Annotated in this window: 12 protein-coding genes; 3 read left to right on the top strand and 9 right to left on the bottom strand. The window is 42.8% G+C overall.

Features of this window, described 5'->3' with window-relative positions; genetic code table 11:
• Window positions 1-50: 50 nt before the first annotated feature.
• The 3 genes from JFC10_RS14350 to JFC10_RS14340 form a co-directional block, all read right to left on the bottom strand.
• A complete protein-coding gene (locus JFC10_RS14350; protein ID WP_198333422.1) occupies window positions 51-548 on the bottom strand; it encodes an NfeD family protein in 498 nt (165 codons plus the stop codon).
• A 190-nt stretch (window positions 549-738) separates the two neighbouring features.
• Window positions 739-1281 (bottom strand): porin family protein, encoded by a 543-nt coding sequence (locus tag JFC10_RS14345; RefSeq protein WP_193011614.1) that lies wholly within the window; start codon window positions 1279-1281, stop codon window positions 739-741.
• Window positions 1282-1396: 115 nt separating this feature from the next.
• Entirely contained in the window at window positions 1397-1939 is a 543-nt protein-coding gene (locus JFC10_RS14340; RefSeq protein ID WP_193011614.1) for a porin family protein, read from the bottom strand.
• A 307-nt stretch (window positions 1940-2246) separates the two neighbouring features.
• Here JFC10_RS14340 and JFC10_RS14335 point away from each other — a divergent pair, with 307 nt between their 5' ends.
• Together JFC10_RS14335 and JFC10_RS14330 are read left to right on the top strand one after the other, a co-directional pair.
• Window positions 2247-3479 (top strand): 8-amino-7-oxononanoate synthase, encoded by a 1233-nt coding sequence (locus tag JFC10_RS14335; RefSeq protein WP_198333421.1) that lies wholly within the window; start codon window positions 2247-2249, stop codon window positions 3477-3479.
• Window positions 3480-3553: 74 nt separating this feature from the next.
• The gene (locus JFC10_RS14330; RefSeq protein ID WP_198333420.1) at window positions 3554-4363 is read left to right on the top strand and encodes a methyltransferase domain-containing protein; all 810 of its coding nucleotides are present in this window, start codon (window positions 3554-3556) and stop codon (window positions 4361-4363) included.
• Between the two features lie 113 nt (window positions 4364-4476).
• Here the strand turns inward: JFC10_RS14330 and dnaK are convergent, their stop codons facing one another.
• Both dnaK and grpE read right to left on the bottom strand, forming a co-directional pair.
• A complete protein-coding gene (gene dnaK / locus JFC10_RS14325) occupies window positions 4477-6414 on the bottom strand; it encodes a molecular chaperone DnaK (protein WP_198333419.1) in 1938 nt (645 codons plus the stop codon).
• 192 nt (window positions 6415-6606) lie between these two features.
• Window positions 6607-7206, bottom strand: a complete 600-nt coding sequence (gene grpE / locus JFC10_RS14320) for a nucleotide exchange factor GrpE (RefSeq protein WP_193011610.1) — start codon at window positions 7204-7206, stop codon at window positions 6607-6609.
• 440 nt (window positions 7207-7646) lie between these two features.
• Between grpE and JFC10_RS14315 the strand changes: the two genes are divergently transcribed.
• Entirely contained in the window at window positions 7647-9059 is a 1413-nt protein-coding gene (locus JFC10_RS14315; RefSeq protein ID WP_198333418.1) for an alpha/beta hydrolase, read from the top strand.
• Between the two features lie 36 nt (window positions 9060-9095).
• Here the strand turns inward: JFC10_RS14315 and JFC10_RS14310 are convergent, their stop codons facing one another.
• From JFC10_RS14310 to JFC10_RS14295, 4 genes are all read right to left on the bottom strand, one after another.
• Window positions 9096-10247, bottom strand: coding sequence for a metallophosphoesterase (locus JFC10_RS14310; RefSeq protein WP_198333417.1), 1152 nt, complete (start codon window positions 10245-10247; stop codon window positions 9096-9098).
• A 156-nt stretch (window positions 10248-10403) separates the two neighbouring features.
• Entirely contained in the window at window positions 10404-11438 is a 1035-nt protein-coding gene (locus JFC10_RS14305) for a metallophosphoesterase (protein ID WP_227685765.1), read from the bottom strand.
• A gap of 187 nt (window positions 11439-11625) precedes the next feature.
• Entirely contained in the window at window positions 11626-12087 is a 462-nt protein-coding gene (locus tag JFC10_RS14300) for a thiol-disulfide oxidoreductase DCC family protein (RefSeq protein WP_198333415.1), read from the bottom strand.
• Window positions 12088-12218: 131 nt separating this feature from the next.
• On the bottom strand, window positions 12219-13076 hold the full coding sequence (locus JFC10_RS14295) for a fatty acid desaturase family protein (RefSeq protein ID WP_198333414.1): 858 nt from the start codon (window positions 13074-13076) through the stop codon (window positions 12219-12221).
• Window positions 13077-13085: the final 9 nt, after the last annotated feature.

The following is a 13085-nucleotide window of genomic DNA, read 5'->3' as shown; positions in this document are numbered from 1 at the left end:
TTAGTGAGGTGCTCTTCTTTTTTCAATCACTTTCGAAGTTGAGAGTGGGGTTATAATTGCATATCTTTATTAATCGCTGCCTGCGATTTCATACTGCTCACGATCAGCTCATTACCAACGATATCGGTCACCACTACTCGATCGCCGACTGCCACCTGCTCACCTTTAGTACGGCACATCCACTCCGTTGCACCAACAATAGGCACACTGAATCTAACCGTACCCGCTCTATCTGGCTGTGGCGGCACGATAATCATACCCATCTCGCCGACGATAATACTACCGCCCAACCCAGCCTTGGTACGATCTACCGATAAAGGTTTGATAAACTTAAACCATGCCAGCAAGAATATGGCAGAAAGCACCAACCAAATAATAATTTGCAAAGAGACAGAAATAGGCAATAGCCACGAAAGCGCAGCAACGATGATGGCAGCAGCGCCGAACCAAAGGCTGGCGAATGTCGGCACAAACATCTCAATGATCAGCAATATAAAGCCTAATACTAACCAGTGCCAAGGTTCAATCATCCAAAGAGTCTCCATCATCGCTGTATTCCCTATCTTTGTCATTCTAACTTTTAATGTAGCACATTTTTGATGTTAATAATTTCTTAAAAATCATCAATGTATCACATACGTACCTTAAACAACTTTAGGGGAAAGTTAGGAAAATTTAAAGAAAAAAAACGCACCTCGAAGGGTGCGTTTTTTACTTATTATACTACTAACCAAGGACTTAGAATTTTAGCTGAGCACCAACAGTCATCAGATCTGCGTCACTGCCTAGCATGTCGTATTCAGCTTCGACACTGAAGTTCGGGTTAACTGAGTAACCAAGACCTACACCACCAGCAAGACTAGTATCATCTTTAGAGATGGTTTTTCTGTTAGAGTCTTCGACGAGATAGTTACCTTCGATTTCAGTCTTAGCAACACCTAGCTTACCTTTGGCGTATAGCGCTGTATTTGGGAACTGATAACGGTAAGTACCGTACGCGCCATAGCTCTTGGCATCGATGTCACCGTTGTAGTAATCAGCATCATCTGAACCTACGTATTCTGCTTCGATACCAAAGTTAGGATCAAAGTTGTAACCACCATAAACACCATAAGCTGTTGGCTTATCAGCACCGTTTACATCTAGGTCAAACTGACCGACTTTTACACCAACATATGGCTGACCAGTGTAGCCGTTGCCATAAGATACGGCAGCTTGTGCACCCATGCTTAATAAAGAACCGGCTGCTAGTGCAAGTAGCGTTTTTTGTAGTGTTTTCATAGTATTCCCCTAGGGTTATATCTTTAATTGTTTATCTATAAAGTATCTGTGTAAGAAAAGGTTATTGACTACACCTTTGCTCATTTGTTTAGCTGACTAATCGTCTATTTTAACTTTAGAATTTTAGCTGAGCGCCAACAGTCATCAGATCTGCGTCACTGCCTAGCATGTCGTATTCAGCTTCGACACTGAAGTTCGGGTTAACTGAGTAACCAAGACCTACACCACCAGCAAGACTAGTATCATCTTTAGAGATGGTTTTTCTGTTAGAGTCTTCGACGAGATAGTTACCTTCGATTTCAGTCTTAGCAACACCTAGCTTACCTTTGGCGTATAGCGCTGTATTTGGGAACTGATAACGGTAAGTACCGTACGCGCCATAGCTCTTGGCATCGATGTCACCGTTGTAGTAATCAGCATCATCTGAACCTACGTATTCTGCTTCGATACCAAAGTTAGGATCAAAGTTGTAACCACCATAAACACCATAAGCTGTTGGCTTATCAGCACCGTTTACATCTAGGTCAAACTGACCGACTTTTACACCAACATATGGCTGACCAGTGTAGCCGTTGCCATAAGATACGGCAGCTTGTGCACCCATGCTTAATAAAGAACCGGCTGCTAGTGCAAGTAGCGTTTTTTGTAGTGTTTTCATTATTAGCTCCTTAAAATCAATTTGGACAAACAAGTTATCTAGTTATATCAGCTTTTATAGCCCTATCGCCTTGTTTGCTAACGATGGGTATATAGTAACAAACTATTTCAAGCAGTCTGTCAGTGTTTGATGGTATGAGAGTTAAGATTTGCAAGTATTTATCAGTGCTTGGGTTACAAAGGCAAAGATATGAAATCTTTTGTTACAACCATGAAGTTTATGCAATAATCCTTACTCATTTCACCGTCTTTCTAGCAGAAATAAGCCTAAAGCAATAATAGATGCCAAATATTTTAAGGTAAAAATAATGACTGGACGCATAACTAGCCGTTTGCAAGAAGCGCTTACAGCACTCAAAGCAACCCAACAATATCGTCAATTACCCAATCTTCAACATCATGGGCAATACGTTATTAGCGAAGGTAAAACATTACTCAATATCGCCAGCAACGATTATCTTGGCTTAGGCGGCGACACTGAATTGCAAAACGAATTTCTCAGTCAACTAACACAGTTATCAGACGCACAAATGCCTAAGATGAGTGCGACGTCCTCACGCTTGCTCACTGGGAATGATGCACAGCTCCAAGCGCTAGAGTCTGAGTTACAGGAATGGTATCAAATCGCTGTCGGCAAACAAGATATCTCTGACTCAAAATCGGTGTTGGTATTGAATAGCGGCTATCATACCAATCTTGGTATACTCCCAGCCCTCACAGCGTTGCCAGTCAAAACGCTTATCTTGGCTGACAAGCTGGTACATGCCAGCATTATCGATGGTATGCGTCTGAGCCAAAGCAAGCTTGTCAGCTATCGCCGTTATCGTCACAATGATTATGAGCATTTGGCTACGTTTATTGAGCAAGCAGCGCCAGACATTGAGCGCATCATCATTGTCACTGAGAGTATCTTTAGTATGGATGGTGATCGTGCGGATTTATGTCAACTGGTACAATTAAAAGCTAGCGATGCTCGTATTGAACTGTATGTCGATGAGGCTCATGCCATTGGTGTGTTAGGTGATACAGGCTTGGGACTAGCGGAAGAAACACAGACATTGGCTGATATTGACTATTTGGTCGGTACTTTTGGTAAAGCCTTTGCCTCAGTGGGTGCTTATATTATGTGCGATGATGTTGTCAAACAATGGCTGATTAACCGCATGCGCCCGCTAATTTTTAGTACGGCATTACCACCTATCAATCACGCATGGACGCGATTTATTTTAGCAAAAATGCCAACGCTAAATGACCAACGTGCGCATTTAGCGTGCTTGTCTACCAAGCTTAGTCAAGCCATCGACATACGACACCGTGTCTCCCAAACCACACAACATCCAAACTATGAATCACCCATTGTGCCTTACGTGTTGGGGGATAACGCCAGCACTCTTGCTAAAGCGCAACAGTTGCAAGCAGCAGGTTTTTACGCGCTGCCTATCAGGCCACCCACCGTGCCTGCAAACACGGCACGTATTCGTTTAGTCATGAATGCCAAGCTGACAAATGAAGACTGCGAACAATTGATAAGACAATTATAAATCTGTTGTTATACATCAGCGACGTCAGCGCTACTATCGATTGCTAATTGGCTCACTTGGATATAATAAATCGTATGAAAACACTCGCTACGCCTGATAATTTTAGCGCCAGAAAACAAACCATCGCTCGTCATTTTGCCAATGCCAGTGACTATGATCAGCAAGCCAATATTCAACAGCAAGTCTGCCAATATTTGCTAGACAACCTTACCCATACTAAACACGACAGTGTACTTGAAGTCGGTGCAGGAACCGGTCAAATGACCCGCCTACTAGCAGCACACATTCAAAGTCAGCATTGGCTGATCAATGAATTATGCGCTGAACAAGCTGCTACTTTACAATCCATAGTACCAAATGCTGACATAACGATTGGCGATGCTGAGACGATGGACTTTGAGGGTGAACATAGCTTGATAATCAGTGCCAATGCAGTGCAGTGGTTTGATAACCCCTTGAGTTTTGTTGCGCACTCAGCACGCCGCTTACAAGCTGGAGGTCAACTGCTGTTTAATACTTTTACGCCAAATAATTTTTGGCAAATTAAGCGTTTGACTGGTCAAGGGCTCTATTATCCAGATATCGACGAGTGGCAATTGGCACTGGTCAGTGCTGGCTTTGAGATAATTGAACTGTCCACTCAGCGTTTTGAATTACCGTTTGCCAGTCCCTACGCTATCCTAAAGCATATGAAATTGACGGGCGTATCGACCAATCGGACGCAAGTAAACACCAGTAATACCCCACCCTTTATGTGGACCAAGGCACGCTTGCAACAGTTTGAGTCAGATTATTGGCAACATTTTTCAGCGCAAGATGACGCTGGGCAGCCTATCGTTCATTTGACTTACGAAGTACTTATAGTAAATGCATTTAAACAGTGAAAACAACATATAGGAGTGGTAGGTAGGATAGCTCTTATAAATAATAGCCATAAAAAAACGCACCCCGAAGGGTGCGTTTTATCACTTAACTACTTATGTGCCTATGAGCAGTCTTATTTTTTGTCTTCGTCTACTTCAGTAAACTCAGCATCAACGACGTCATCATCAGCTTGGTTGCTATCTGCTGCATTATCCGCGCCTTGTTGGAACTGGCTTGGATCCATACCTTCAGCGCCTGCATCAGCATAAATCTTCTGACTAACTGGCAAGAAGGCATTATCTAACGCTTCAAGCTTAGCTTTGATGTCATCATGATCATCTTCTTTAATCACTGCTTCAAGATCAGAGATAGCGGTTTCTACTGTTGATTTTTCTTCATCAGTCACCTTATCTCCCGCTTCTTTTAACGCTTTTTGTACCGCATGGATGCGACCATCTGCTTCGTTACGAACTTGCGCTAAGTTAGCGAATTTCTCATCTTCAGCAGCATTGGCCTCTGCATCACGAACCATTTGTTCGACTTCTTCATCCGACAAGCCTGAATCTGCTTTAATCTGGATGCTTTGTGCTTTACCAGTACCTTTGTCTTTCGCTGAGATGTTCATGATACCGTCAGCGTTGATGTCAAAAGTAACTTCGATTTGCGGTAGACCACGTGGTGCTGGTGGAATGTCCGTCAAATCAAAACGACCAAGCTGTTTATTTTGGTTAGCAATTTTACGCTCACCTTGATAAACCTGAATGGTTACTGCTGGTTGGTTGTCTTCAGCCGTTGAGAATACCTGTGATTTCTTAGTCGGAATCATGGTGTTTTTCTCAATGATTGGCGTCATTACACCACCCATCGTTTCAATACCAAGCGTTAGTGGCGTTACATCAAGCAATAGTACGTCAGTTTTATCACCAGACAATACTGCACCTTGAATCGCAGCCCCTGCCGCTACTGCTTCATCAGGGTTCACATCTTTACGTGGTTCCTGACCGAAGAACTCTTGCACTTTTTGCTGTACCAGTGGCATACGAGTCTGACCACCAACTAAGATAACATCATCGATGTCACCAATTTTAATACCAGCATCTTCAAGCGCAATCTTACAAGGACCCATCGTACGTTGTACCAAATCCTCAGTTAAGCTCTCAAGTTTCGAGCGACTGATAGTGACTACTAAATGCTTAGGACCATTGCTGTCCGCAGTAATATAAGGCAAGTTCACTTCAGTGCTTTGAGCACTTGATAACTCAATTTTTGCTTTTTCTGCCGCTTCTTTTAGGCGCTGCATCGCAAGCGAATCACCTTTTAGATTAACATCTTGGTCTTTTTTGAACTCATCAACCAAATAATCAATCAAAGCTGAGTCAAAGTCTTCACCACCAAGGAATGTATCACCATTGGTTGCTAGTACTTCGAACTGCTGCTCGCCATCAACATCAGCGATTTCGATGATTGATACGTCAAAAGTACCACCACCTAAGTCATAAACAGCAACCGTGCTATCGCCTTGCTTTTTATCCATACCATAAGCAAGAGCAGCGGCCGTTGGTTCGTTGATGATACGTTTCACATCAAGACCAGCAATTTTACCCGCGTCTTTTGTTGCCTGACGCTGTGAATCATTAAAGTAAGCAGGTACTGTTACCACTGCTTCCGTAACTGGTTCACCAAGATAGTCTTCTGCTGTTTTTTTCATTTTTTTCAAGATTTCAGCAGAAACCTGTGGTGGCGCCAATTTTTTACCGTTAATTTCTACCCATGCATCACCGTTATCTGCTTTGGCGATTTTGTAAGGCACCATACCGATGTCTTTTTGCACGACTTTGTCATCAAAACGACGACCAATCAAACGCTTAATCGCAAACAATGTATTGTTTGGATTGGTGACCGCTTGACGCTTGGCCGACTGACCAACCAGAATTTCGTCATTTTTATAAGCGACGATCGATGGTGTTGTACGAGTACCTTCAGCATTTTCGATGACCTTGACTTTGTCACCTTCCATTACTGCGACACACGAGTTAGTCGTACCTAAATCAATACCAATTACTTTACCCATAACTATTTACTCCTGATTTATTTTAAATATTTGTCTATCCAGACCGTAGTTGATCTCTTGTTGCTATATATATCGGTTTACTTATGAATTTTTTCAAGTCAATAATCATGCAAAAACTGTCTTTCATGTGACTTTTTGTGAAAACCCTTAGTTATATTGGGGTTTAGTACAATAAAAATCCAGTTTTTGATATTACTGTCCCACACGCACCATGGCTGGGCGTAATAAACGACCGTTCAAGCTATAGCCTTTTTGTAATACAGTACCAACAGTATCAGCTTCCGCTTCTGCATCAATACCCACTGCTTCATGAAGATCCGCGTTGAATTTTTCGCCTTGCGGGTCGACCACTTCTATACCGTTTTTATGCAATACTGCTAATAATGCTTTATGCGTCAATTGCACGCCTTCAGCGACTGGATCATTGGCATCAGCGTTTTCGATAGCACGCTCTAAGTTATCAACGATCTCTAACAACTCTCTGGCAAATTTCTGTAGCGCAAATTTTTTGCTCTTATCCGCCTCTTGCTCCATGCGTTTTTGTGCATTGTAAGCTTCGGCATTGGCACGAGCGGTACCTTCTTTAGCTTCCTTCACCTCACCTTCTAGCTCAGCGATGCGAGCTTTAAAGGTGTCGAGATCGATTTCATTTTCGATAGTCATTTCTTCACCTGAGTTGTGTTGTGGATCAAACTCTTTCATGGTTTCTTCTAAAATACTGTCACTGTGTTCAATATTGTCATGCGCCACATTTTGCTCAGGGGATTCGTGGTTGGTATTTTTCTCGCTCATGATGGCTCCTTAGAATTTTAATAATGACGATTGATATAAGAGGCAACAAACGCACTATTTGCTAGTGATACTGTGCTCTTATTAAATAGTTAATCAGTCTTACTCATTGTTTTTATTAATACGCTTTACTAGTTGCTTGATAAAGGTGGTGGCGGCAAATTTCAAGCCTAAGCCATAGGAATTTTTCTAATTTACAACAAAGGCTGCCTAAACCTGCATTAAAGCGCTCAAAACTGAGTCTTATATGCTGTCAATGGGTATAAATAGTCATTAACAAAAGCTACAAGAAAGTAGTATTTGTTCTCCAAAAATTACCGTTGCTACATAAGCTATTACTAAAAAATACTCACCTTTATTCTTGATTACTCTATTGTTGCTACAAACAGTATCACTCACATCGGAAGGCAGGCTCATACTGACAATCATTAACGAGAAGTGTTATGACTAAATCAACCGTGTTATCCATCAACGCGCTATTGAATAAAGCGCTGATGACGATGAAACTCGCGCCAACAGATCGTAAAGATCATGAGATAAAGGAAAACGACGCTCAACAGGAGAGTTTGACTCTCAAACAAAAGATGCGCAGCTACAACCTGATGACTAACTGTCAGCCGCATACTCTGCACTATGCCATGAAAGGAGTTGGCTATCTGCCAACGCCGATACTAGAGAAATTGGTTGGTTATCTGAAAGGACCGACGTCGAAACAATATCTGCACGCCAACGCTCATATGCGTCTGATACTTGCTGTGAATAGCAAGCTTAAAACGCCTCTTGAGCTGACACCAATGCATGAGCTGCGTGAAAGATTCGCCGCTGACGCTGTGGCCATGCAAGCGCCGCACGTATGGCAGCAAGCAAATGATACTATCATCGGCAATATGAAACGCTTTACAAAACAAAATGAGAAGCTTGTGCATTGGGAAGACAAAGTGATTGCCAATGCTGATGATGGCGATATGACCATTCGCTGTTATCAAGCAGACGCTAGCTCTCATGGAGAATCAGAAAAAAATGATATTCATAATTCTGATGAGACCGTTTCTGATGAGACAGTACTGTTATATTTTCATGGTGGTGGATTCTGTATTGGTGATATCAACACCCATCATGAGTTCTGCCATGCTGTCTGCGCGCAAACCGGCTGGCCAGTCGTCAGCGTTGATTATCGCTTAGCGCCTGAGCATCCAGCACCAGCCGCACTAAAAGACTGTATCACTGCTTACGCTTGGCTGGCTGAGCATTGCCACACCCTAGGCGCTTCACCCTCACGAATTGTGCTAGCAGGCGACAGTGCTGGCGGCGGATTGTCTACCTTGATTGCCCAACAACTTACTGCACCCTCGCAAGCCGCATGGTCAGATTTGGGCATTGCAGGTCAAAAAATGTTCAATTTATTAGAGCGCTTACCAAAGCCGCTTGCGCAAATGCCTTTATACCCTGTGACTGACATCGAAACGGATTATCCAAGTTGGGAATTATATGGTGAGGGATTATTGTTGGATCATGCCGATGTGGCTGTATTTGATGCCGCTTGTTTAGATAACAGCCCCTTGCCACGCCAGCATATCCTTAACTGTCCGATGCTTGGTGATAATAGCAAAGTATGCCCGACTTACATTGTCGCTGCAGAATTAGACGTATTACGTGATGAAGCCTTTGCTTATGCAAAGCAATTAAAGGTTCATGGTATAGCAGTCGAGACTCATACCATTCTTGGTGCGCCGCATGGTTTTATTCATTTCATGAGTATTCATCAGGGTATTGGACAAGAAACAGGCAACATTATCGATGGCTTTGCGCATTTTGTACGTGACATCATCAGTACACAGGCTTTATTAGCGGCATAATTGGTTATCTATCATAATTAATTATCTACATCGGTGTCATTTACTAGAATGGCTAACCGAACTATGACCCGTGACGGTAATTAGCCAAATCTCTGAGCGCGAACCCAAGCGAAATGGGATACCCCAAAAGCCGTAACCAGATGACACCACAAAGTGACTTTCATTGATGATTTCATAGCCATAACCCAAGCGATTGATGGCACTGACAATAAAGTTAGCGGGGAATATCTGACCGTTATGGGTATGCCCTGAAAGCTGTAAATCAATCGGCATTTGACTGTGCTCAGTGATATCACTTGGCCTATGATCTAGCAGTATCACTGGCTGTGTAGTATCAACTTGGGCTAGGAGATCGGTTGTGGCTACCCGCTGCCTTTTATGGTTATCAAAACGCCCAACCAGCCAGATTGGTTGACCTTTATGCTCGATACTGAGTACTTCATCATTTAATAACTGTACACCTGCATCACTTAGCGCTTGGCTGATGGATTGTTCGTGACCATACAAATCATGGTTGCCCAGCGTTGCATAAACACCATACGGCAAGCTTTTGCATAACTCAGCCAAGTTTTCTGCCATATTATAATCAGCAAATGCTTGCGTATTATCATCCATAATATCGCCTGGCATCAGCAAGATGTCGGCTGTATTTTTTACAATAAGATGATGCAGCCTATCTATTGCCCCGCTGCCAAACAATCGCCCTATATGCAAATCACTGGCGACCGCAATACGTAACGGCTTAGCCAAAGGCTTATCAATATCAATAGATAACTCACGTACCACAGGCACATAAGCACTATATAAGGCATAAACAAATAATCCAATAAATACTGCCAATGCCAATATGCGCAATCCAAAATCGACGGTAGCAGATACATTAGGTACTTCACCAGCTAGTGACAGAAATAACCAATATCCACCATAAAATAGGCTGGTAACTAAGGTGGTCAATAGTATAAAGTGCATGACTAACATCCAGCCACTGATCCATCGATAGCTATTGGCAAATGCTCTATTGACACTGAGTAGCAGCAAACCGTTGGTAATCACGAATATGATGATCCATACGCAAGTTTGCAAATTTGCTGTCTGCCAAGGCTGTAACCACCATTGCACGCTTAGAGCAGCGCCGACACTAAAGAGCTGCAATAGTACAAAGATGGTGATAAAAAACGTATAACGCATGAAGAATCCTTGAGTATGATGGCAACCATGCAATATATCGTCAGCTGACAATACGAGCAAAGCATCTATTAACAAGCCTAACAGCAAATAAAAGCCTCTACCATTTAGATATGGTAGAGGCTTTATCATAGGTATGATATTATTTATCTAAATGACTCATGAGTCAGATTGTAACGTAATTATCCAAATCTCAGAACGCGTACCCAATCTAAACGGTACTGGACCAATGCCATAACCAGAGGTCACCAAAAACTGTGTCTCGGCTATTTTTTTGCTGCCATAGTTTAGTGGTGTCAACCAATCCATCAATATCGTTAACGGAAATATCTGCCCACCATGGGTATGACCAGACAGATGCAAATCAACTGGCAGGACGCTCACCTCATCCATAGCGCTAGGACGATGTTCCAAAAATATAATTGGTTTGTCCGTCTCTACTTGCGTCAATAACTCATCCGCTGACAGTCTGGTACGATCCATGTCATCAGAGCGTCCTACCAGCCATACTGAGTCATCTAATAGCACACTCTCATTATCAAGGGCTTTGATACCGGCTTCTTCCACCGCCTGTGTGATCTGCTGGTCATAACCGAAATAATCGTGATTGCCTAAAGTCGCATAGACGCCAAGCGGTGCCTTTAGCTTTGATAATTGTTCATGCATATTCGTATTATCGTAAGCAATGGTGTTGTCATTCATAATGTCACCAGCGATAACCACTACATCAGGATGCTGCGCATCGATGAGGCTCACCATTTTTTTTATCTGTCGATTACCAAACCACCTACCCAGATGCGTATCAGAGACAAGCGCTATGTCCATTGGTTTAGCCAGCGGCTTATCTATAGTAACTGTAAAACGATATACGACGGGTGAGTAAGCGTTAAATATTGCTAAGCTAACAATGGCTATATAAGTCGTGACAGCTAGCGCGCGAATGAAAATTGGACGAGATTTTCGTTTAAAGAGCGGATAAGCTAGTAGCGCTACCGCAGCGGTGATCAAACCAGCATAAAGCATAAAACTTTGCAAAATACTAACGACCAGATAGACCTGAAAGCGCTCACCCCAAAACTCAGTCAAACCATAAATAAGAGCACTATTATTAATAATAAAGACAGTAGCTATCAGCGCAACTTTAGCAAAAGTAGTTTTTGGCTTTATTAACCACCAAAGAAGCATGCTGGTCATAACAGCTAGCAACTGATTGAAAACAATGAAGAAACCCATAATCAAGTCTGCTCAGATAAAGATAACGCTATCTTACGTGAAAAATTTAATGCTCTGAATATAGCGTCTTTTTTTCCACGAAAACTTCATATGATTTTCTTCTAAGGTGCTGTTATCGCAAAACTAAATAGTGAACAGTAAGGACGATTTACCGCTTGTCTGGCGCTATTTTACAGACACCATTTTCACAAGCTTGCATCACTGCTTTGCCATAAACCAGTTTGGTCACCCAGTTCGGAATTCTATAGCGATTGCGCGCGACGTACGGATACACAAAGTCGCCAAGTTGTTTGACTACTGGCAAAAACAACAACGGTGACCATTTAACACTGCCTGTCCTGTAGAGCAGCCGTACAGCATCCATATGTGTGTACCAATTGCCATAGCTGTCTTTCATACACATATAAGTCATCGCATCCTCACGGCTAAAACCTGCAACTGCCAACTCATCTAGCCCCTCCTCTACAGGAACTAAGCGTATCTTCTCAGGCTGACGCATTTTCATATTGTGCGCCTCGGTGCTGCATATGACGCAAGCATCATCGTAGTACATAGTGATGGATAAATGCGCTTGCTCTCTATAGCTGTTGATATGATTTTGAATAATCATCTTACGACTCCTTTCTGAGTGATATAGTCAATTCTATATAAATCAGATACGGTGTCAGGCTCGCTTGGTCTACTATTTGTAGTACTTTCGCTCGCCTTCCTTGTATCCAAATTATATTGAACCGACTATAGCTAAATATCAAAGTGATGCGAATGGACACTGGATTTTTCGGTCACCCCAGATGGTTGATATTGATTGGCTGGGGCTAAAAGAGGGATTACTGGCTGCTGCGTCCACTGCGGGGCGGCGGCATCTAAACGCTTGGCAAGCTTAGGTAAATGATTGGTCGGCACCGCTGGAAATAGATGATGCTCTATATGATAGAGTAAGTTAAAGGTCAGTAAATTAATCAGTGGATGACGCTCACTGCGAGCATATACCACGTCATCACAACCATGATGGACGCTCCATACTGCAAAAAACCCCACCATCGTATTGGCCAATATCATTACCAATACGTGATACATCAATATTGGATGCATCGTGATAAAAGCGATGGCAATCACTGCAAAAATAAGCAGCATATCAAAGGCAACGAGAATACGATTACGGCGGCTACCATGCGTCAAGCCGAACCACTGAATCGCCATTGAAAAAATTCCGCCTCCCAATATCGCCTGATACCACGGCAGGCGAGCCCAATTACCCTCAACATCACTGTCTCCAAGCGGATCTCGGTGATGATTGAGATGTGTGTGCCTAATAGCATGTGTGCTACAAAGCATCGTGATACTGAGAAAAAACAGCATGAGTTCAGTGGCGAGCCTCCCTACTCCCAACGTTCGATGATAACAATCATGCGCTTGTCTAAGTGCCGCAGTAAAAAAGAAAAAAGTCGCCACAAGTGCAAGTAACCACCACCCTTGCCACGCGCTCCACCATGACAGCAATAAAAAAGGTAACGATAAAAAAATATTATAAACAGTCTCGCTCAGACGAAGCTGACGCAAATCTTGCCATTCAATATTGGCTAACGAAGGATGACGCACGATGTTCTC

Source organism: Psychrobacter aquimaris (assembly GCF_016107525.1).
GTDB lineage: Bacteria > Pseudomonadota > Gammaproteobacteria > Pseudomonadales > Moraxellaceae > Psychrobacter > Psychrobacter aquimaris.
This window is presented reverse-complemented; position numbering and strand designations above follow the sequence as displayed.

Excerpts from the sequence above, each read along its gene's own strand:
- JFC10_RS14350 (WP_198333422.1), bottom strand. The coding sequence starts at position 548 with ATGATGGAGACTCTTTGGATGATTGAACCTTGGCACTGGTTAGTATTA.
- JFC10_RS14345 (WP_193011614.1), bottom strand. The coding sequence starts at position 1,281 with ATGAAAACACTACAAAAAACGCTACTTGCACTAGCAGCCGGTTCTTTA.
- JFC10_RS14340 (WP_193011614.1), bottom strand. The coding sequence starts at position 1,939 with ATGAAAACACTACAAAAAACGCTACTTGCACTAGCAGCCGGTTCTTTA.
- JFC10_RS14335 (WP_198333421.1), top strand. The coding sequence starts at position 2,247 with ATGACTGGACGCATAACTAGCCGTTTGCAAGAAGCGCTTACAGCACTC.
- JFC10_RS14330 (WP_198333420.1), top strand. The coding sequence starts at position 3,554 with ATGAAAACACTCGCTACGCCTGATAATTTTAGCGCCAGAAAACAAACC.
- dnaK (WP_198333419.1), bottom strand. The coding sequence starts at position 6,414 with ATGGGTAAAGTAATTGGTATTGATTTAGGTACGACTAACTCGTGTGTC.
- grpE (WP_193011610.1), bottom strand. The coding sequence starts at position 7,206 with ATGAGCGAGAAAAATACCAACCACGAATCCCCTGAGCAAAATGTGGCG.
- JFC10_RS14315 (WP_198333418.1), top strand. The coding sequence starts at position 7,647 with ATGACTAAATCAACCGTGTTATCCATCAACGCGCTATTGAATAAAGCG.
- JFC10_RS14310 (WP_198333417.1), bottom strand. The coding sequence starts at position 10,247 with ATGCGTTATACGTTTTTTATCACCATCTTTGTACTATTGCAGCTCTTT.
- JFC10_RS14305 (WP_227685765.1), bottom strand. The coding sequence starts at position 11,438 with ATGACCAGCATGCTTCTTTGGTGGTTAATAAAGCCAAAAACTACTTTT.
- JFC10_RS14300 (WP_198333415.1), bottom strand. The coding sequence starts at position 12,087 with ATGATTATTCAAAATCATATCAACAGCTATAGAGAGCAAGCGCATTTA.